Below are 20,051 nucleotides of genomic sequence, written 5' to 3'. Positions count from 1 at the left end.
CCAAAACGCGCAAGCGGTTTTGGGTTTTTTACATGCTTCTTTTTTGCTGGCGGTAGTTTCCCGGTGTAATCCCTTCCAGCTTTTTAAATGATCTGATGAAATTTTGCGAGTTTTTATATTTCAGCTTTTCGGCAATGTCCTTGACCGCCATGTCGGTTTCGGCAAGCCAGCTTTTCGCCATATGGTGTCGGTAGCTTGAGACATACTCGCTGAATGAAATACCCATTTCTTTTTTGAAAATGCTGCTTAAATAATTTGGGTTGTAATGCAGCCTGCGCGCGATTTCGTCCAGTGTCAATTCGGATTCAAACTCATGATGGATGATATGAATGATGTTGTCGGAAATATTTTTGTACTGGGCATCCGCGCGGGCGTTCACTTTGTCTGTCATCGGATCAATAAACTCATTCTTTAGCCAGTTTTCGGTATCCTCGAACGTTTTCAGCTCAAAAATTTGGTCATACAGCATTTTGTTTTCTTCAAGCTCAAACAATTCGATCCCGAGCACATGCATCAGCTCAATCACATGGTTCAAAAAACGGGCGATGGCGATTTGAAATTGATACGGGTTGGTGTTCTGGGTGAAAATGGCTTGCAAAATCGCGTGCAGACATTTATCCGCTTTCTCCTTGTCTCCTGCTTTAACGGCATCGAACAGCTCATGCTGAAGCTGCTTTGGAAAATGGGTTTTGAAGGTTTTTTTCTGGTCAAGGTCTTCGTAAAAGATGATCGACTTGTTTTCCGCTTTAAGCCGGTATTTCAACGCTTCTGAGCCTTCCGCATAGGCTGTTTTCGCTTTTGTCAGCACATCAAACGGCTGGCTGATGCCGATGCTGACAGACAGCTGCAGCTCAGCTTCCGCTTTTTCCTGAATCATCCTTGCAGTCTCATTCAGCTCAGCCATGAATTCTTCCTTTGTCCCGCTTTGGTTGATCAAAATCGTCGCCTGCTGTTTGTCAACTACGGCGGGGGCAAGATGTTTGTCCGTCGGGATGCTGCGCTCAATCAGGCTGTTGACGGCAAACAAAAGCAGATCCATATCTTTTTTCTCATAAGGCGTATGATTCAGTGTGTCAATTTGGAGCACAAGCAAGGCAAGGTGCCGCCAATTTTGCTTTAAACCGAGGCTTTCAAAACGGTTATCAACCTCCTCATCCGTCAGTTTTCCAAGCATAAGCCTGACCATAAAATATTGCTGCAGATGAGTGGCCTGCTGCTTCATCGTTTCCTCAAGGTCGTCATTTCGGTCCTTCAGCTGTTTAAAGCTCTGTTCAATTAACTCAAATTCATTTTGAGGAGGCTGTTGTTTCTCTTGTATGGCTCCATGTCTTGCGAATGATTCGTAAAGCACCCTGATCGGCTTGTAAAAATGGCGGGAGCCCAGCCAAGAGAACAATAATGAAAGCGTTAACAAAATGAGACATACTGCAAAAGTGATCCAGCCGATTGATTTGGCTTCTTTTTTTAGCTCAGGCAGGGAAACGAGAGAAAAATAAGTCCATGTATTATAGTCAGATTTTTGATAGGTGACTTTATAATGAATCCGGTCAATCACTGTTTCAAACTGTCCGCTATTGGCGGTTTGCGCCAGCACTTTTTGGACAAAGCCGTCGTTATGAAGAGATTCACCAACGTCAGACATATTGTTATGAAGGATGATGCGGCCTTTTTCATCGATGATAAACAGGTTGTTGGCGTTTGAATAGCCGGGCATATTTTTGACAAGCGAACAGCTCGGGATGCTTGCGGCGGCCAATCCCTTTGTATTTGTGCTGTTCAAAGGAAGCTGCTTAATTAAATTGATATTGTAGCGGCAGTTTTCTGCTGTGCCTTCTTTGGTTGAAATCAAATGATTGTTTTCCTCAAGCGTCCAATAGGAGCGGCTCGCTTTGTGTTTCGTGTACGCTGAGGCTGCTTCATGAAGAGTGTCTGTATTCAAACGGTACAAACCGGAATTGTTCATGTACCATTTTTTCGTATAACTGACTAACGTCATGTTGGACAGATCGGTATCAAAGCTTTGCAGATAATTGAGCTCTTGGTTCACTTGGTTATAGATTTGAAATTGGTCTGAGTGCAAAGGCTCGGACAATGTGCGAAGGAGAGGCGGCGAACTCACATAGTGGGTTAAAGAGTGATCGACGGTTTTCAATATATGCTCGATGCTTTGCTGGGTCTGCTGGAGTGTGTCGAATTTTTCCTCTGAAACGTTGGATATAGCCGTTTTCTGAGAGTGCTCGTACGAAAACAATCCGACCAAAATAACCGGAATGGTGCTGAGCAGGCAGAAAAACGTGATCAGTTTGTAGTAAAACTTGTATTGGCTTCTTTTCATAAAACCCCCCATTTCATAACATCCACTTCACCTTAATACAATTAATCCAAAGATTGATAGATATTGTCAATAATCATTTTCTAATATCGGTGTCTTTTTTTCAGGTGGACCGGCTGAACCCTTGATTATAAAGGGATAAAACAGGATGTGATCATATGATTGTAGACGGACTTTTGCCTACTGCGCTACAGTGAATGCAAGAACCCGTGAAAGGAGGCTAGGAAAAAATGAAAACAGCAGAAGCGCAAGCGCCGGCTGTTGATACAGTCATTTTTAAAAAAGAAAAAAGAAAGCGCTTACTAATCAAGCTGATTCAACAAAAATATTTGTACTTGATGATTTTGCCGGGGTGTATTTATTTTTTGCTTTTTAAGTATGTCCCGATGTGGGGAATTGTGATTGCGTTTCAGGATTATCAGCCGTTCCTCGGCATTTTGGGCAGTGAGTGGGTGGGGCTGAAGCATTTTATCAGGCTGTTTACTGAGCCTACATTTTTTCTCTTGTTAAAAAACACGCTCGTGTTATTTGCTTTGAACCTGGCCATATTTTTCCCGGTGCCGATACTGCTGGCGCTTCTATTGAACGAAGTGCGGATTGCTCTCTTTAAAAAATTTGTTCAGACGCTGATTTATATCCCGCATTTTATGTCTTGGGTCATTGTTGTATCGCTTTCGTTTGTGCTTTTAACGGTAGACGGAGGCTTGATTAATGAACTGATTGTGTTTTTTGGCGGTGAAAAAATCAATTTTCTGCTGAACGAAGAATGGTTCCGGCCCCTGTATATTCTGCAGGTTATCTGGAGGGAAGCAGGCTGGTCGACGATCATTTATCTGGCGGCCATTACAGCGGTTGACCCCCAGCTGTATGAAGCGGCGAAAATGGACGGAGCGGGACGGCTGCGGCAAATGTGGCATATTACGCTGCCCGCCATTAAAAGCGTTATCGTCGTTTTGCTGATTTTGAAAATCGGAGACACGCTGGAGCTTGGCTTCGAGCATGTGTATTTGCTGTTAAATGCGACTAACAGGGAAGTGGCGGAAATTTTTGATACGTATGTTTATACTGCAGGGCTGAAACAGGGCCAATTCAGCTACAGTACAGCAGTCGGCGTATTTAAAGCGGCGGTCGGGCTGATTTTGGTCATGCTAGCGAATCGTTTAGCGAAGAAATTTGGCGAGGAAGGAATTTATTAAGAAAGGGATGGGATCAATGGATCAATCAATCGCTGTAAAATCGCCTCTTACGTACGCGGAGGCATTGGCAAAAACCATTATGAATACGTACACAGTCGAGGAGCTGCCTCCTGCAAACCGCTGGCACTACCATCAGGGTGTTTTCTTATGCGGTGTATTGCGGCTGTGGGAAGCAACCGGGGAAAAGCGGTATTTTGAGTATGCGAAGGCTTATGCAGATCTCTTAATCGATGATTATGGCAATCTATTATTTAAAAGAGATGAACTGGATGCCATTCAAGCGGGTCTCATTCTTTTTCCATTATACGAGCAGACGAAGGATGAACGGTATGTCAAAGCGGCAAAAAGGCTGCGCGGCTTATATGGAACACTGAACCGGACGTCTGAGGGCGGTTTTTGGCACAAAGACGGTTATCCATACCAAATGTGGCTTGACGGCTTATACATGGGGGGGCCGTTCGCACTGAAATATGCCAATCTGAAGCAGGAGCCGGAGCTGTTTGATCAGGTTGTGCTGCAGGAGTCATTGATGAGAAAGCATACGAAGGATGCAAAAACCGGACTCTTTTATCACGCCTGGGATGAAGCGAAAAAAATGCCTTGGGCCAATGAAGAGACAGGCTGTTCACCGGAATTTTGGGCACGTTCCATCGGCTGGTACGTCATGTCTCTTGCTGACATGATTGAAGAGCTGCCGAAGAAGCATCCAAACCGTCATGTGTGGAAAAACACGCTGCAGGACATGATGGAAAGCATCTGCCGCTATCAAGACAAAGAGACGGGGCTATGGTATCAGATTGTTGATAAGGGAGACAGGTCTGATAATTGGCTGGAAAGCTCAGGATCCTGCCTGTACATGTACGCATTTGCGAAGGGAATCAATAAAGGCTATTTAGACAGAGCTTACGAAACAACACTACTTAAAGCGTATCAAGGCTTGATTCAGCATAAAACCGAAACATCAGAAGCCGGCGCGTTTCTCGTCAAAGACATATGTGTCGGAACGTCAGCCGGTTTTTATGACTATTATGTCAGCCGCGAAAGAAGCACAAACGATCTGCACGGGGCTGGTGCGTTTATTTTGGCTATGACAGAGCTGGAGACTCTTTTTAGGACAGCAGAGAAATGATGACAGGTATACGTACGGCTTTGTGTGTGATCGTCTCAGTGCTCTTTTTGGCATCATGCTCAAGCAGGCCGGACGGAATGCATGTCATTCTCTTTTCTGATATGCAGGCTGGCGTACAGGAAAAAATAAAACAAGCCGCTGAGCAGAATGCCGGGAAGGTCGATATTTTTCCAGCTTTTCAGGAAAAACTGCTGACTGAAATTACCGCCCATGAGGGAGATGTTTTCATCGTGCCTGAAGACATGTTTCAAGCTTACGATGATCCGGAAAATTTTCAGCCGTTAAACGGATTGCCTGCTGAAAAAACATCTCCTTATACAACTGTTAATAATAAAACAGGAGAAAAAACGATCTATGCCGTTCAGATCGAAAAAGGGAAAAAACAGCTGAACGGCTATTCCTTTCGATTGAATCGCGATATGGCGGCGTTTATCCCTGTGTATGCTGAAAAAACAGAGGAAGCGCTGCAGCTGATTTCTCAACTAACTGAAGCCCGATAGAGGTGAGGATATTGAAGAACATCGTCTTTTGCGGATTGAGCAGCAGAGCATTCAGTATGTTTATCAAACCGCTGTTGGAGCGGTTTTCAACTCATTATGAGATTACGGGATTGCTGGATGCCGATCCGAAACGTTTTGCCGTTTGCAAGAAGAAATTTCCCGAGCTGGCCCACGTGCCCGAGTTTAGCGAAGATGCTTTTGACGAGATGATGCGCGTGTCAAAGCCTGATATCGTCATTGTGGCAGGCAGGGACGATACGCATGTCACATATATTGTAAAAAGTCTTCAGTGGAATACAGATGTGATTACTGAAAAACCAATGGTGACAACAGTGCAGGATGCGAATCGGGTGCTTGAAGCGGAGGCCAAAAGCGAAGGAAAAGTCACCGTCGCGTTTAACTATCGCTACAGCCCGTTTCATCGGAAAATAAAAGAAATGATTCTGGACGGAAAAATAGGCAGGGTCACCTCCGTTGATTTAAATTGGTATATTGATACGTATCATGGCGCCAGCTATTTTAAACGCTGGAACAGGTCGAGACAGTTTTCCGGGGGCCTTTCTGTCCATAAATCAACACATCACTTTGATCTCGTCAATTGGTGGCTCGGGCAAAATCCGGAAGAGGTATTTGCTTATGGCGCCTTGAATTACTATGGGCCGGACAGTGAGTGGAACCCCTTGCCGGAAGAAGACGGGCGTTTTTGCGGGACGTGCCGGGTCAAAGAAAAATGCCACTACTATTCAAGGTGGCATCCCCGTTCCTCTAAAGCTTCTATAAAGGATGATCATCTCGAAGCAGGAGACCAGTCCAGCTTATATACTGCATACAGGCCTGACGCGTGTATTTTTGACGAGGAAATTGACATCGAGGATACGTACGTGGCGGCAGTCAAATATGATGGCGGCGCACTGTTAAGCTACTCGATTATTTTTTCGGCCCCGTATGAAGGCTACCGGCTGACGATCAACGGCACAAAAGGGCGTATTGAATCAAATGAATTTCACGAACCTTCCAGAATTCCGTTTGCTTTTCCTGAGCAGACAATCGATTACTATCCGCTTTTTGAATCAAAGCAGACGATACAAGTGGTCAAAAATGAAGGGGGGCATGGCGGAGGTGATCCGCTTTTGCTTGAGGATCTTTTTTTAGGAAAAGACCCGCTGCGCCGCTATGATATTTTAGCCGGGGCTGAAGCTGGAGCCTACTCCATCGCGGTTGGTGAGGGAATGTGGCGCTCGGTTGCCGAAAAGAAGCCGATCGGCATGAAAGAGCTTTTTCAGATGCAGAATGTATAATGCAAAAAAGGAGGGGGCGCCATGGAACATGATGGCTCACTGGGACGGATGCTGCGTTTTTGCGAATGGATTATGAGATTTGCGTATACAAACTTGCTGTGGCTGTTTTTTACGTTACTCGGTCTCGGCGTGTTTGGCATCATGCCCGCGACCGCGGCTTTATTCGCTGTCATGCGGAAGTGGATCCAGGGGCAGGACAACGTTCCGGTGCTCAAAACGTTTTGGCAGGAATATAAGGGTGAATTTTTTCGTTCAAATCTGCTCGGCGCTGTACTGGCGCTCATCGGAGTGATCATTTATATTGATTTGGCCTTCATCTATCCAAGTCATTTCCTTCTGCACATCTTGCGCTTCGCCATTATGATATTTGGCTTTTTGTTCGTATCCATGCTTTTTTATGTGTTTCCGCTGCTTGTCCATTTTGACTGGAAAAAACGTCTGTATGTGAAATTTTCGCTCTTGCTCAGTGTGGCGTATTTGCAATATACGCTTGCTATGCTTGCGCTGACTGTTGCTCTCTTTTTCTTGCTTGCGTACCTGCCGGGCATTGTCCCTTTTTTTAGCGTCAGCCTTATCAGCTACTGTCATATGCGCATTGTTTATGCCGTGCTGCTGAAAGTGGAGCAGCACGGCGGCGAGCCACAGAGGAAATCCCATATACGGAAAGCTTTTTATCCGGAAACGAGATAATCATCATTTCTCTATCATAACGCTGTTCCAAACGGAATAGATTGATAGAGAAAGGAGAGCGGATAAAATGCTGAAGGTAGCGGTATTTGATGAAGAGCATGAAAAAGACTTACAAACGGAAATCAATTCATTTTTAAAAGGGATATCGGAGGAGCAGCTGATTGATATCAAATATACGGTTTCGGCGGCGTGCGACCCAGACGGCGAGCAGCTTTACTGTTTTTCCGCCCTTATTTTATATCGCAAATAAAAAGATCTTCCCGCAGGCGCGGAAAGATCTTTTTTGTTAATATGCTTTTTTCACTCTTGGACTTCTCGGTTTATCGAGTTTCTCCGCTTTTTTGATCTCTCTTCTTTCTTTTGAGAGCGATTGATAGAGAGAGGCAATCATCAGCAGGATAACGATAGAAAACGGCAGCGCTGCCAGAATCGCTGTGTTCTGCAAAGCGGCAAGCCCTCCGGAATATAGGAGCACAGCCGCCATGGCGGACTGAATGATACCCCAGCTGAGTTTCACAGAATTCGCCGGATTTAAAGAACCGTACGACGTCTGCATGCCCAGCACGAATGTAGCTGAATCAGCAGACGTGATAAAGAATACTGCGATCAGAATCAATGCAAGGATCGATGTCACCATTGTCAGCGGATAGTGATCAAGTGTTCCGAACAGCATCGTTTCAGTGGACAGCTTTGCTACATTGAACGTGCCTTTTTGCTGGAGGTCCATGGCTGAAACGCCGAAAATGGAGAACCATAGAAATGTCAAAATACAAGGTGTCACCAAGACGCCAATTAAAAATTCTCGGATCGTCCGGCCTCTGGATACACGGGCGATGAAAATGCCGACAAATGGAGACCAGGAAATCCACCATGCCCAATAGAAAATCGTCCAGCTGTTAATCCATTCGCGTTTTTCAGGATCGTTCGGTGTCAGTCTGAAGCTCATTTGAACGATATTTTGAATGTATTGTCCGATAGAATCTGTAAATGAGTTCATTATCAGCACTGTAGGCCCGACAACGAGCATAAACAACATTAACAATCCGGCCAATACCATGTTTGTGTTGCTTAAATACTTAATTCCTTTTCCGAGTCCGCTCCACGCAGAAAGTAAAAAGAGCACTGTCACAATAATGATTAAAACCAATTGGACGATAAACGCATGTGGAATGCCGAACAGGTAATTCAAACCGCCGTTAATTTGGGTTGCGCCAAGACCAAGACTTGTTGACACCCCGACAACAGTGGCGAAAACTGCAATACAGTCAATGGCCTTTCCGATCGGTCCGTTTACTTTATCCCCGAGAATCGGTGATAGTGTGCTGCTGATTAACCCGGGTGCGCCTTTGCGGAATTGGAAATAGGCAATGCATAATGCCACAATGGCATAAATGGCCCAAGCGTGCAAACCCCAGTGGAAAAACGTATAGCGGAGTGCATCTCTGAAGGCTTGGGGGGTTTCTGTTTCACCTGATGGAGAGCTAATTGCGTAATGGCTGATCGGTTCAGCCGCACCGTAGAATACTAAGCCGATTCCCATGCCTGCGCTGAACAGCATGGCAAACCATGATAATAACCCGAATTCCGGTTTTTCATCAGGCTTTCCGAGTTTGATTTTTCCGATCGGGCTGAAAATCAAAAAGAGACAAAACCCGACAAACAAAGAGACAACTAAAAGATAATACCAACCAAATGAATCGGTAATAAATGCTTGTGCCGATTGAGACACATTTTGCAGGCTGTCAGGAGAAATAACACCCCATAATACAGCTGCAGCTGTGATTGCAATCACAATCCAAAATACACTAGATATATGTTTCAACATTTCTCACCCTCTAATTTTTTGTGTACGCCTATATCTTGCTCGCAGGCTTAGTATGGTCGTACGATGGCAGCTCATTCCTCTCTTAAAATTACCCCGCAATCAGGTGAAACAAAACAAGTCTCACCCTAACATGAATGCGGGGAATGTTCAAATGTGAGTTTGGCGGCAAGAGATTTAAAGAGTAATGATTAAGAACGGGCGTATTGCCCGGCATTTAGCCCTGCAAGCCTGCCTGTGACAAGGGCGGAGGTAATATTGTATCCGCCTGTGTAGCCATGGATATCCAGAATTTCACCGCAAAAATAAAGCCCCTCCATTTTTTTAGAAGCCATTTTTTTCGGGTCAATTTCTTTTACAGATACCCCGCCTCCCGTGACAAATGCCTTATCAAGCGACAGTGTACCATTTGCGAGGACAGTAAACTGCTTGCAGTCCCTTACAAATTGTCTGAAAGGATCCTTCGGCAGCTCAGAAAACGATACGTTCGGAGAGATGCCGTTTTTTTCGAGAAGGAATAGGAGATAGCGCTCCTGCATCCAAGGCTTCAGCACGTTTTTAATGGTTTTTTTCGGTGCTTCCTTCAGTTCTTTATACATCTTTTGGAAAAGCGTTTCTTCATTGATATCCGGATACAAGTCGATTCTGATCGGCACTTGAGGCTGTTTTTTCAGCTCTTTTACGACAAATTGGCTGCATCTGAGAATGGCAGGTCCTGAGAGGCCGAAATGGGTAAACAGCATGTCCATTTTATGTGTGATAATCGGTTTGCCTTTTTTATTTAACACACTGACGGCTACATCTCTTAGTGATAAGCCCTGAAGTGTTTTTTGCTTAATGAACGGTTCGCCAGAAGTGACGGGAACCTCTGTCGGAAACAGCTCTGTTATGGTATGGCCCGCGGCTTCAGCCCATTCATAGCCGTCTCCCGTGCTTCCGGTATGAGGCACGCTTTTACCGCCTACAGCGATAATGACTGCCTGGCTATGGATCATTTCGCCATTATTCGTCACAATCCCTGCTGCCTGTCCATCTTCATATAAAACAGATTTAATTTTCTCGTTCGTTCTGATTGTTACGCGGAGCTGCTTCAGCCTGTTTAACAGCGCGTCAACGACACTTTGGGCTTTGTCGGTCACAGGAAACATCCGGCCGTGATCCTCTTCCTTCAATTGAATGCCGAGGTTTTCAAAAAACTTGATAATGTCCTCATTATTAAATTCAGAAAACGCGCTGTATAAAAAACGCCCGTTGCCGGGGATGTGCTTGATAATTTCTTCCACAGGAAGGCGGTTCGTCACATTACAGCGGCCGCCCCCGGAAATCGCGAGTTTCCGTCCTAATTTATTTCCTTTATCTATCAGCAACACGCCAGCGCCCTGTTCTCCTGCTGCAATCGCAGCCATCAAGCCTGAAGGGCCTCCGCCGATTACGATTACGTCATATTGTTTCATCTTTATCATCAACTTTCTTTTCATTTCGTGTGCGGACACCCGTCCGCAGTACTATTATAGCGAAAGAAAGCCGCTCCTTAAACGTCTTTTGCCGCGGACATGAATGTTCACAGGATTGCTTTTGTATTTATTACCGTCTAAATGCCCAGTTGTGGTAAAATAGAAAAGTTGAATCTTCGTAGAAAATGGTGATGAAGAAACATGTCAAGCAAACTGTTAAGAGGCACGTTTGTATTAACGCTCGGTACATATATATCGCGGATTCTGGGGATGGTCTATTTAATTCCCTTCAGCATTATGGTCGGGGCGACAGGCGGTGCATTATTTCAATACGGATACAACCAATACACTTTATTTTTGAATATTGCTACGATGGGCTTTCCGGCCGCTGTTTCTAAATTTGTTTCCAAATATAATTCAAAAGGGGATTATGAGACAAGCAGGAAAATGCTCAAGGCGGGCATGTCGGTTATGCTCGTCACAGGAATGATAGCCTTTTTCATTCTGTATCTATCGGCTCCGATGTTTGCGGAAATATCGCTGGGAGGCAAGGATAATAACGGCCTGACAATTGATCATGTCGTTTATGTCATCCGCATGGTCAGCTTAGCGCTTTTGGTCGTACCGATTATGAGCCTTGTCCGCGGATTCTTTCAAGGGCACCAAATGATGGGTCCGACAGCTGTTTCCCAAGTCGTTGAACAGATTGTCCGCATCATCTTTCTATTGAGTGCGACATTCTTGATTTTGAAGGTTTTCAACGGCGGCCTTGTCATCGCTGTGGGCTATGCAACCTTCGCAGCGCTGATCGGTGCCTTCGGGGGGCTGGTCGTGCTTTATATTTATTGGAACAAACGGAAGGGCAGCCTGCTGGCGATGATGCCGAATACGGGTCCGACAGCAAACCTAAGCTACAAGAAAATGTTTTTCGAGCTGTTCAGCTATGCTGCTCCGTACGTTTTTGTCGGACTAGCCATCCCTTTGTATAACTATATTGATACAAATACGTTTAACAAAGCGATGATTGAAGCCGGTCATCAAGCCATCAGCCAGGACATGCTTGCGATTCTAACCCTGTATGTTCAGAAGCTCGTGATGATCCCGGTTTCCCTAGCAACTGCTTTTGGACTGACATTAATTCCAACGATTACTGAATCGTTTACAAGCGGAAACTATAAGCTGTTAAATCAGCAGATTAATCAAACGATGCAGACGATCCTGTTTTTAATTATTCCGGCTGTTGTCGGGATCTCTCTATTGTCAGGACCGACGTATACGTTCTTTTACGGGTCAGAGAGCCTTCATCCTGAACTGGGGGCAAACATTTTGCTATGGTATTCGCCAGTCGCGATTTTGTTCTCTTTGTTTACAGTCAACGCAGCCATTCTGCAGGGCATCAATAAGCAAAAATTTGCGGTTGTTAGCCTTGTGATCGGTGTCGTGATCAAGCTTGTGCTGAATGTTCCGCTGATCAAACTGATGCAGGCTGACGGAGCGATTTTAGCGACGGCGCTTGGATATATCGCTTCCCTTTTATATGGGTTTATCATGATTAAGCGCCATGCAGGCTATTCGTATAAGATACTTGTTAAACGAACTGTTTTGATGCTGGTCTTATCAGCCATTATGGGTATTGCCGTGAAAATCGTGCAGTGGGTATTAGGCTTCTTTATTTCCTATCAGGATGGCCAGCTGCAAGCTGCGATTGTTGTGGTGATCGCGGCCGCTGTTGGCGGTGCAGTCTACCTGTATTGCGGCTACCGATTAGGATTTTTGCAGAAAATTTTAGGCCGCCGTTTGCCAGGTTTCTTAAGGAAAGGCAGACATGCAGGCTGATGAACTAGATATGATGAAACTGAGGGCTCGCATGCTGCGGGCTTTCTTTTATAAAGGAGAGATTGGGAATGAGACTTGATAAGCTGCTTGCCAACAGCGGGTATGGTTCCAGAAAAGAAGTCAAAGCCGTTGTGAAGGCTGGAGCTGTTATGATCGACGGCAAACCTGCCAAAGATGTAAAGGCGCACGTTGATCCTGATACGCAGGAGGTGACCGTATACGGGGAACCGGTTGATTATCGAGAGTTCATTTATCTTATGATGAATAAACCGCAGGGCGTGCTGTCGGCGACTGAGGACAGCCGGCAGCAAACAGTGGTCGATCTGCTGACGCCGGAGGAGATGAGATTTGAGCCATTTCCAGCCGGCAGGCTTGATAAAGATACAGAGGGCTTTTTGCTGCTCACAAATGACGGCCAGCTCGCACATCGGCTCCTTTCTCCTAAAAAGCATGTTCCAAAAACGTATGAAGTCCATTTAAAATCACAGATTTCTCGGGAAGACATTTCCGATTTAGAAACGGGTGTCTACATAGAGGGCGGCTATAAAACAAAGCCGGCAAAAGCGGAAATCAAAACAAACGACAGTGGCAATACCGTGATATATCTGACAATTACAGAAGGAAAATACCATCAGGTCAAGCAAATGGCAAAGGCAGTCGGCAATGAAGTGGTTTACCTGAAGCGGCTTTCGATGGGACGCGTTTCCCTAGATCCCGCTCTGGCACCCGGAGAATACCGTGAGCTGACAGAGGAAGAGCTTCATTTGCTCAATGAGCCGCAAGCATGACAAAAACCCCGCATACCGAATGCGGGGTTTTATTTATAAGCACACAAAAACAAGGCTCAGTAGTTTCTTCGCCCTGTTATCTATCGGACCGCTCTCAGGCGGCCCTATGTAATTTTTCAATTTATGAGGTAATCTTTACTTTCTTTCTCGTTGTCTCCCACTTGCCACGGCTTGGACTATGAACAAGATCATTATATGCCAACACATTTAAGTCTCTTTGAATCGTTCTAGGTGTAATGCCGAATTCGTCAACCAGTTCCTGTGTTGTCACAAGACCTTTTTCTTGGATAAACATGTAAACTGATTTGATTCGAGTTAGCATACGGTTTGTTGAAGGTTTCAAAAAACCACTCCCTATCATAAGATCGGATGGACTTGACTAACCACAACTCACGACTATCAACTGCGTACGAAATAGCAACAAAGGCAGACATCTGTAATTGTTAAAATAATTCGCCCTCATTATACACGATATTGCAGTGATGAATCTAGGGATAACTCCTATTAATTTTTTCCAATTCGCGTTGGGCAGCCATCCTTGTTGGATTACTATGTATTTCGGCTCAATATTATTATGGTTAAAGAAACTTTTTTTATTCTGTTTCGTAGTAAATTTTGGAGGTGGGTGAGTTTTGACAAATTTGCTTGAAGCTTCAATAGAACAGGCCGGGTATACAAGCCGAAAAAAAGTGCTCACCGATGTTTTTCTGGAAGTCAGAAAAGGGGAACTAGTTGGACTGATCGGAGCTAACGGCGCCGGAAAAAGCACCGCAATCAAGGCGATACTCGGCCTTTCAGAAGATTTTAAAGGGCATATTGCCTGGAACGACTGTTCATTTGCATATATTCCGGAGCATCCGTCCTTTTACGAAGAACTGACGCTGTGGGAGCATTTGGATCTGATCAGCACACTCCACGGCATTGAAGAGAGAGAATTTGCGCATCGGGCCCAAAGCCTGCTGCAGACGTTTTCGCTTGATCATGTCAAACATGAGCTGCCTGTCACCTTTTCGAAGGGCATGCAGCAAAAACTAATGCTTATCCAGGCCTTTCTCTCTAAGCCGGATATGTATGTGATTGATGAACCGTTTATCGGCCTTGATCCGATATCGACGAAACGCTTTGTGGACATGCTTAAGGCTGAAAAAGAACGTGGAGCCGGAATTCTGATGTGCACGCATGTACTCGATACCGCGGAAAAAATCTGTGACCGGTTTTATATGATTGAGAAAGGTTCATTATTTCTCCAAGGCACGTTAAAAGATATTCAGGACAAGACCGGATTAGAGGGGCAGTCATTGCTTGACTGTTTTTATAAGGCAGTTCAAGGTGATCGGCCATGAACGGGCGTACGCTCTTTTTTCGAAGGCTGTTTGACTATTACAAGTATCAGTTTAAAGTGTTGCATGCGGTCATTGACTGGACAGTCGCTCTCTATATTGTTTTGCCGGCGATTGCTTTTGTCATCTATCAGTATATTGATTTGATGAATGGAAGAGGTCTTCTTTATGAGTGGTCTGAAGTGGCGGAGTGGAGATGGCTGTACGCTGTGTGTGGGCTGATCATGTTTACAGGCTCGATTCGTACATTTTTAATGGAAGCGGACAAAGTGTTTTTGCTGCAAAAGAAAGAAATCATCTATCAGCTCAAACGGTACGCGCTTTTGTATTCTTTTCTCGTCACGATGGCTAAATGGCTGCTTCTCTTTTTCATTGTCCTTCCCTTGATCAGTCATTCTGTTCACATCACATTCGCAGAAAGCACTGCTCTATTGTGTTATTTGTTTGGCCTTCATATATTCTTTTTATCCTTAAAGCAAGACAGGATCAGAAAGCCGCGCTCTATTTCGAGATGGATTGGTGATATCCTTGTCAGAGCTATTCTTTTTGCTGGTTCTGCGATCCTGATTGTTTTGACTCAGTGGCACTTGCTTGCGCTTTTTGGCATTTTATTTTTGCTTTTCTCAGTTATCCGCAGTTTGAAAAAGACGGCTTCGTTCACGGCTTTTGAAGCTGAGGTGACTGAAGAGAAAAAAAGCAGGCTTGCCCTTGCAGGACTTGTGATGATGATGAGTCAGGAGGCGGGAATGCCAAAAGTAAAAGACAGGATGAGAAGAAAACCGTTATTATACCGAAATTCAAAAAGGATATTTAAAAGACGAACGATCTGCACAGGCTATAAGGAATTGTTTTTTAAAGTCATGCTGAGGAATGGCGAGTATGCGAGGCAGATGTACATGCTATTGTCAGCTTTCACCGTTCTCATATTTGTTTCCCCAATTTGGCTGAAGGTGATTGCGCTGCTGGTATACACAGGTGTTTGCCGTTATATCCTGACGCTTATTTTTGACAAGGTCATGGATGCCCCTTTTTTAATTGGCACCGATAAGGAAAGTGATGAATATTATCGGGCCAGAAAAAACTGTATCAATATCCTGCACTATGCGTTTGCCGCCTGTTGTTTTTTAGCGGCCGCTGTCTCTTTATTGTTTACATAAAAAACCCAAACGGCGACGTTTGGGTTTTTCTGTATTCATTATAAAATAAACAGCTGGATGAAAAACAGAATGGCGAAAACGATGACGAGCGGATGAATTTCTCTCCATTTTCCCCGCGCCGCTTTTACGATCGGATATGAAATAAAGCCAAGCGCAATTCCTGTAGAAATGCTGGAGGTCAAAGGCATGGCCAGAATGACGAGAAAAGCTGGAAATGCCTCGTCCATCTCTTTCCAGTTCATATTGGAAACTGAACCCATCATCAGGCTGCCGACGATAATCAAAGCAGGCGAGGTGATGGCGGCTATACCGGACAAGGCGCTGACAAGCGGACTGAAAAACATTGAAGCCGCAAACATCACCGCGACAGTCAAAGCCGTAAGCCCCGTTCTTCCCCCGGCTGCGACACCGGCGGAAGACTCGATAAATGCAGTCGTTGGACTTGTGCCGAAAACAGCTCCTACTGTCGTCGCGGTTGAATCAGCAAGCAGCGCTTTTCGCACGTTCGGCAGCTTGTTGTTCTTCATCAGCCCGGCTTGCTCGGCAACTCCGATCATCGTGCCTGTCGTATCAAATATTGTGACTAATAGAAAAGAAAAGACGACAGCGTACAGGCCGTGATGAATGACATCGCCAAAAGCAGTAAATGGATTTGAGATCATCAATCCTTCCGGCAAATGAGGAAGCGACATAAATCCCTTTGAAAAATGGAGCTGACCGGTGAAAAAGGAGATCAAAGCGGTAGCTGCCATTCCGATAAATAAAGCGCCGCTTACATTCAGCACCATCAGGACCACGCTGATCAAAAGGCCAACCAGCGTTAAGATAACGCCAGGTGAATGCAGATTGCCGAGAGTGACCAGGTTTGACTCATCAGCTGCCACAATGCCCGCTTGACGCAAACCGATAAAAGCAATAAACAGCCCGATCCCAGTTGTGATCCCGTATTTTAAATTGTTTGGAATCGCTTCTATAAGTTGTTTTCTTAAAGGCGTTAACGATAGAATAATGAAGAGAACCCCTGCTGTAAATACTGCGCTGAAAGCTGTTGCGTACGTGATGCCGCCATCGCTTGCGCTTACGACATGAAAGGCTAAATAAGCGTTCAAGCCCATGCCGGGCGCAATAGCAATCGGATAATTTGCTGCCAGGGCCATCCACAGCGTTCCGACAATGGAGGCAATAATCGTTGCGGTGAAAACCTGGTCGAAAGGAACCCCGGCGTTAGCCAGAATGACCGGATTGACCACGACGATATAGACCATTGTGAAAAAGGTCGTCAGCCCTGCTATGATTTCTTGCTTTATGGATGTTTGCTGCTCTTTTAGATGAAACATAGTATCCTCCAATTACGAACGTTTTAACAAAACACCATTAATATTATTCGTTTTATTTGGTTTTTGCAAGTCATTTCTTGCGGAAAGGGGATCATTATGAACTGGGAAGTTGAAGTGATCAGAAAAAAAGAGGATTTAATTCGTGATACGCAGGAATTTTTGAGAATCAACAGTGTCATGGACGAAACAACCGCCGGACCCGGTAAACCGTTTGGAGAAGGGGTAAACGCCAGCCTGACTTCATTGCTGGAGCTTGGAGAAAAAGAAGGCTTTACAACAAAAAATCTTGACGGCTTCGCAGGTCATATTGAATGGGGGGAGGGCGATGACATTATCGGCGTACTTTGCCATGTTGACGTCGTGCCACCGGGAGATGGGTGGACGAGTGATCCATTTTCAGCTGAAATCCGCAACGGACGGATTTATGCAAGGGGCGCCATTGATGACAAAGGCCCGACAATGGCGGCATTCTACGCGCTGAAAATCGTGAAAGACATGAATTTACCCCTGTCCAAGCGAGTCAGAATGATTATCGGAACAGATGAAGAAAGTGATTGGAGATGCGTAGAGCATTATTTCAAGCATGAAGAAATGCCAACAATGGGTTTTGCGCCTGACGCCGATTTTCCGATCATTAATGCGGAAAAAGGGATCATCGATGCTTCTTTACTTATTCCGCACCGCCCAAATCAAGCAGAACCAAAGGCAGTGCTTGTCTCGTTTCAATCAGGCCTTCGCTTAAACATGGTGCCCGACGCTGCGGAAGCTGTCATTGAAGGGCCGAAAAATGAAGAGATTCTGTCTTCATTTAAAGACATGCTCCGCACGACGGACCAAAAAGGGGAAGCTGCAATAGAGAACGAACAGCTCATTTTGCGTATGTACGGTCTTTCCTGCCATGCGATGGAACCGAACAATGGGATCAATGCCGGCATTTTATTGTGCGAATTTCTCCAGCAGACTGAGCTTGACGATGCAGGAAAGCGGTTTGTGCAAGTTGTGACAGATAAGTTCTCAGGTGATACAAGAGGAAAAAAACTGGACATCGACTGTGAGGATGAAATCAGCGGTGAGCTGACATTAAATGTCGGAACACTGCGCTATAAAGAAGGGCAAGGAGGCGAGCTCGGGATCAATATCCGCTATCCTGTGACAGCAGAAAGCAAAGCGATCCGCGATACATTCGAAAGCGCATCTGAATTTGAGCTGGGAGAATTCAAAGACAGCAAGCCGCATCACGTGTCCGCAGATCATCCGTTAGTCAAAACCCTGCAAAAGGTTTATGAAGGCCAGCTGGGTAAAAAAGCTGACTTAATCTCAATTGGCGGGGGGACTTATGCGAGATCCTTAAAAGCCGGTGTCGCGTTCGGCCCGCTGTTCCCCGGACGCCCTGACAGCGCACACCAAAAGGATGAATATATCGAGATTGATGACCTGCTGAGATCGACAGCGTTATATGCGCAGGCCATTTACGAGCTTGCAAAATAAAAGGACCGGCTTTGAAGCCAGTCCTTTTTTTAAATAAATGACCATAAATCAGTTGATAAGTACCGTTCTCCTGTATCAGCTGTCATGCAGACCACAACTTTGTCAGGAGAGAGGCGTTTCGCTGTTTCGATTGCCGCGAAGCAGGCTGCGCCTGATGAAGGGCCGACAAGAATTCCTTCTTCAGCAGCAAGCCGTCTTGTTGTCGTATACGCGTCTTCATCAGAGATTTTGATAATTTCATCATACACGTCTTCATTTAAAATCGGCGGTATAAAGCCTGGGCTCGTTCCTACAAGTTTATGTGCGCCAGGTTTTCCGCCGGATAATACAGGCGAACCCGCTGGCTCAACAACATGAACCGTGATATCCGGAAAAAGCTCTTTGAGCGCCTCACCTGTTCCGGTAATGGTTCCGCCCGTTCCGGAGGAGGCAACAAAAGCGCCGAGCGGTTTTCCGATTTCCTCTAACGCCCGAGCAATTTCAGGCGCTGTTGTTTTCCGGTGCGCATCAGGATTAGCAGTGTTATCGAACTGCATTGGAATATAGCTGTTCGGAATTTGTTCGGCAAGCTCCTTCGCTTTTTTGATGCTACCCGGCATTCTTTCCTCTCCGGGAGTTAATACAACCTCTGCACCGTAAGCTTTAAGTAGGTTGATCCGTTCCTTCGTCATCGTATCAGGCATCACTAAGATTGCTTTATATCCGCGTGCTGCCGCATTCATGGCGAGCCCGATTCCGGTATTTCCGCTTGTCGGCTCTATAATAACTGATCCCGGCTTGAGTAAACCGTTTTGTTCAGCTTCTATGATCATTTGATAAGCGGCTCTGTCTTTCACACTGCCGCTCGGATTGAAAAATTCAAGCTTTAAATAGACTTGTGCCGCATTTTCCGGCTGAAGCCGATTCAATCTCACTAGCGGTGTATCTCCTATCAGATCAGCTGTGTTTGCAACGATTTTCAACATTGTCATTCCTTTCTGAATAAAACAAGTGTCATATAATATCCTAACATAATAAACGTTTGTGCGAGAGTGTTTTCATACACTGTTCCTCTATCCGCACAGCCTCTTTATTGATAAAATAATAGCTGTCAAAGAAGGGAGTGTCAGACGGATGCCAGATATACGGCCTCATTATTTCATCGGCGTTCCCATACCTGAGGGAATTGCAAATCCGATCTACCAGGCTGCGAAAAACGAACCGGTATTGACGTTTCAAAAATGGGTGCACCCGCTTGACTATCATATCACGTTAATTTTTCTCGGTGCGGCGGATGAGACACAAATAAAGAAGCTTGAAGGTTCGCTAACAGAGATTGCTTCAGAAATTGACCCATTTTCAATTGAGTTTGACAAGATAGATGTATTCGGCGACCGCAGAAGGCCGCGCGTTTTACATCTGGAGCCAAAGAAAAACAAAACGCTTGATAGACTGCGGGAACATACGAAGCAGGCTGTACTTCAGGCCGGCTTTCAAGTGGAAAAAAGACCGTATCATCCTCATATGACGCTGGCAAGAAAATGGACAGGCGAAGATGGATTTCCAGCTCATGTTCCGTTTGAAAGCGGCGAGGTTTCGATGGTGGCTGAACGATTTTCGCTCTTTCAAATACACTTGAACCAATCACCAAAATACGAGGAAATATTCAAATTTCAATTATCTTAATTCATTGCGGAGTGGAGAA

Annotated in this window: 18 protein-coding genes; 12 read left to right on the top strand and 6 right to left on the bottom strand. The window is 45.3% G+C overall.

Annotated elements, in window-relative coordinates:
- Nucleotides 1-28: 28 nt before the first annotated feature.
- Nucleotides 29-2,347 (bottom strand): helix-turn-helix domain-containing protein, encoded by a 2,319-nt coding sequence (locus ACZ07B_RS06345; RefSeq protein ID WP_187953805.1) that lies wholly within the window; start codon nucleotides 2,345-2,347, stop codon nucleotides 29-31.
- Between the two features lie 215 nt (nucleotides 2,348-2,562).
- On the opposite strand from ACZ07B_RS06345, the gene rmgP reads away from it, so the two are divergent.
- The 6 genes from rmgP (at nucleotide 2,563) to ACZ07B_RS06315 (ending at nucleotide 7,395) form a co-directional block, all read left to right on the top strand.
- Entirely contained in the window at nucleotides 2,563-3,528 is a 966-nt protein-coding gene (gene rmgP, locus ACZ07B_RS06340; RefSeq protein WP_029946384.1) for a polygalacturonan/rhamnogalacturonan ABC transporter permease, read from the top strand.
- A 7-nt stretch (nucleotides 3,529-3,535) separates the two neighbouring features.
- Nucleotides 3,536-4,657 carry an unsaturated rhamnogalacturonyl hydrolase gene (gene rmgQ / locus ACZ07B_RS06335; protein WP_128738648.1) on the top strand — a complete coding sequence of 374 codons (1,122 nt, stop codon included), beginning with the start codon at nucleotides 3,536-3,538 and terminating at the stop codon, nucleotides 4,655-4,657.
- The gene (gene rmgS, locus ACZ07B_RS06330; protein ID WP_464877007.1) at nucleotides 4,654-5,157 is read left to right on the top strand and encodes a rhamnogalaturonan transport/degradation protein RmgS; all 504 of its coding nucleotides are present in this window, start codon (nucleotides 4,654-4,656) and stop codon (nucleotides 5,155-5,157) included. The genes rmgQ and rmgS overlap by 4 nt, the downstream gene beginning before the upstream one ends.
- Nucleotides 5,158-5,168: 11 nt before the next feature.
- Nucleotides 5,169-6,455 (top strand): Gfo/Idh/MocA family protein, encoded by a 1,287-nt coding sequence (locus ACZ07B_RS06325; RefSeq protein ID WP_015251426.1) that lies wholly within the window; start codon nucleotides 5,169-5,171, stop codon nucleotides 6,453-6,455.
- A gap of 21 nt (nucleotides 6,456-6,476) precedes the next feature.
- Nucleotides 6,477-7,145, top strand: coding sequence for a YesL family protein (locus ACZ07B_RS06320; RefSeq protein ID WP_015251427.1), 669 nt, complete (start codon nucleotides 6,477-6,479; stop codon nucleotides 7,143-7,145).
- A 67-nt stretch (nucleotides 7,146-7,212) separates the two neighbouring features.
- Nucleotides 7,213-7,395, top strand: a complete 183-nt coding sequence (locus tag ACZ07B_RS06315; protein WP_003223398.1) for a sporulation protein Cse60 — start codon at nucleotides 7,213-7,215, stop codon at nucleotides 7,393-7,395.
- Between the two features lie 36 nt (nucleotides 7,396-7,431).
- Here the strand turns inward: ACZ07B_RS06315 and opuD are convergent, their stop codons facing one another.
- Both opuD and ACZ07B_RS06305 read right to left on the bottom strand, forming a co-directional pair.
- Nucleotides 7,432-8,970, bottom strand: coding sequence for a glycine betaine transporter OpuD (gene opuD / locus ACZ07B_RS06310; protein ID WP_464877006.1), 1,539 nt, complete (start codon nucleotides 8,968-8,970; stop codon nucleotides 7,432-7,434).
- 188 nt (nucleotides 8,971-9,158) lie between these two features.
- A complete protein-coding gene (locus tag ACZ07B_RS06305; RefSeq protein ID WP_003229222.1) occupies nucleotides 9,159-10,421 on the bottom strand; it encodes a BaiN/RdsA family NAD(P)/FAD-dependent oxidoreductase in 1,263 nt (420 codons plus the stop codon).
- A 201-nt stretch (nucleotides 10,422-10,622) separates the two neighbouring features.
- Here ACZ07B_RS06305 and murJ point away from each other — a divergent pair, with 201 nt between their 5' ends.
- Both murJ and ACZ07B_RS06295 read left to right on the top strand, forming a co-directional pair.
- On the top strand, nucleotides 10,623-12,257 hold the full coding sequence (murJ, locus tag ACZ07B_RS06300) for a lipid II flippase MurJ (RefSeq protein WP_014480588.1): 1,635 nt from the start codon (nucleotides 10,623-10,625) through the stop codon (nucleotides 12,255-12,257).
- Between the two features lie 68 nt (nucleotides 12,258-12,325).
- Nucleotides 12,326-13,045 carry a pseudouridine synthase gene (locus tag ACZ07B_RS06295; protein WP_017695479.1) on the top strand — a complete coding sequence of 240 codons (720 nt, stop codon included), beginning with the start codon at nucleotides 12,326-12,328 and terminating at the stop codon, nucleotides 13,043-13,045.
- Nucleotides 13,046-13,166: 121 nt separating this feature from the next.
- Here the strand turns inward: ACZ07B_RS06295 and ACZ07B_RS06290 are convergent, their stop codons facing one another.
- Complete coding sequence (locus ACZ07B_RS06290; protein WP_003152337.1) at nucleotides 13,167-13,388, bottom strand: DeoR family transcriptional regulator; 222 nt, start codon at nucleotides 13,386-13,388, stop codon at nucleotides 13,167-13,169.
- A gap of 289 nt (nucleotides 13,389-13,677) precedes the next feature.
- Between ACZ07B_RS06290 and ACZ07B_RS06285 the strand changes: the two genes are divergently transcribed.
- Nucleotides 13,678-14,388: an ABC transporter ATP-binding protein gene (locus ACZ07B_RS06285; RefSeq protein WP_015714539.1), complete on the top strand. Its 711-nt coding sequence runs from the start codon at nucleotides 13,678-13,680 to the stop codon at nucleotides 14,386-14,388.
- Nucleotides 14,385-15,542 (top strand): ABC transporter permease, encoded by a 1,158-nt coding sequence (locus ACZ07B_RS06280; protein WP_327828228.1) that lies wholly within the window; start codon nucleotides 14,385-14,387, stop codon nucleotides 15,540-15,542. Before ACZ07B_RS06285 ends, ACZ07B_RS06280 begins: the two co-directional genes overlap by 4 nt.
- Nucleotides 15,543-15,580: 38 nt before the next feature.
- Here the strand turns inward: ACZ07B_RS06280 and pbuO are convergent, their stop codons facing one another.
- Complete coding sequence (gene pbuO / locus ACZ07B_RS06275) at nucleotides 15,581-16,879, bottom strand: NCS2 family permease (protein ID WP_216999965.1); 1,299 nt, start codon at nucleotides 16,877-16,879, stop codon at nucleotides 15,581-15,583.
- Between the two features lie 96 nt (nucleotides 16,880-16,975).
- Here pbuO and pepV point away from each other — a divergent pair, with 96 nt between their 5' ends.
- Nucleotides 16,976-18,367, top strand: a complete 1,392-nt coding sequence (pepV, locus tag ACZ07B_RS06270) for a dipeptidase PepV (RefSeq protein ID WP_464877005.1) — start codon at nucleotides 16,976-16,978, stop codon at nucleotides 18,365-18,367.
- 29 nt (nucleotides 18,368-18,396) lie between these two features.
- Here the strand turns inward: pepV and cysK are convergent, their stop codons facing one another.
- Complete coding sequence (gene cysK, locus ACZ07B_RS06265; RefSeq protein ID WP_326210302.1) at nucleotides 18,397-19,332, bottom strand: cysteine synthase A; 936 nt, start codon at nucleotides 19,330-19,332, stop codon at nucleotides 18,397-18,399.
- Nucleotides 19,333-19,480: 148 nt separating this feature from the next.
- Between cysK and thpR the strand changes: the two genes are divergently transcribed.
- Entirely contained in the window at nucleotides 19,481-20,032 is a 552-nt protein-coding gene (thpR, locus tag ACZ07B_RS06260; protein ID WP_015251438.1) for an RNA 2',3'-cyclic phosphodiesterase, read from the top strand.
- Nucleotides 20,033-20,051 lie beyond the last annotated feature (19 nt).

It is taken from the genome of Bacillus sp. 9.4, assembly GCF_055486415.1.
This window is presented reverse-complemented; position numbering and strand designations above follow the sequence as displayed.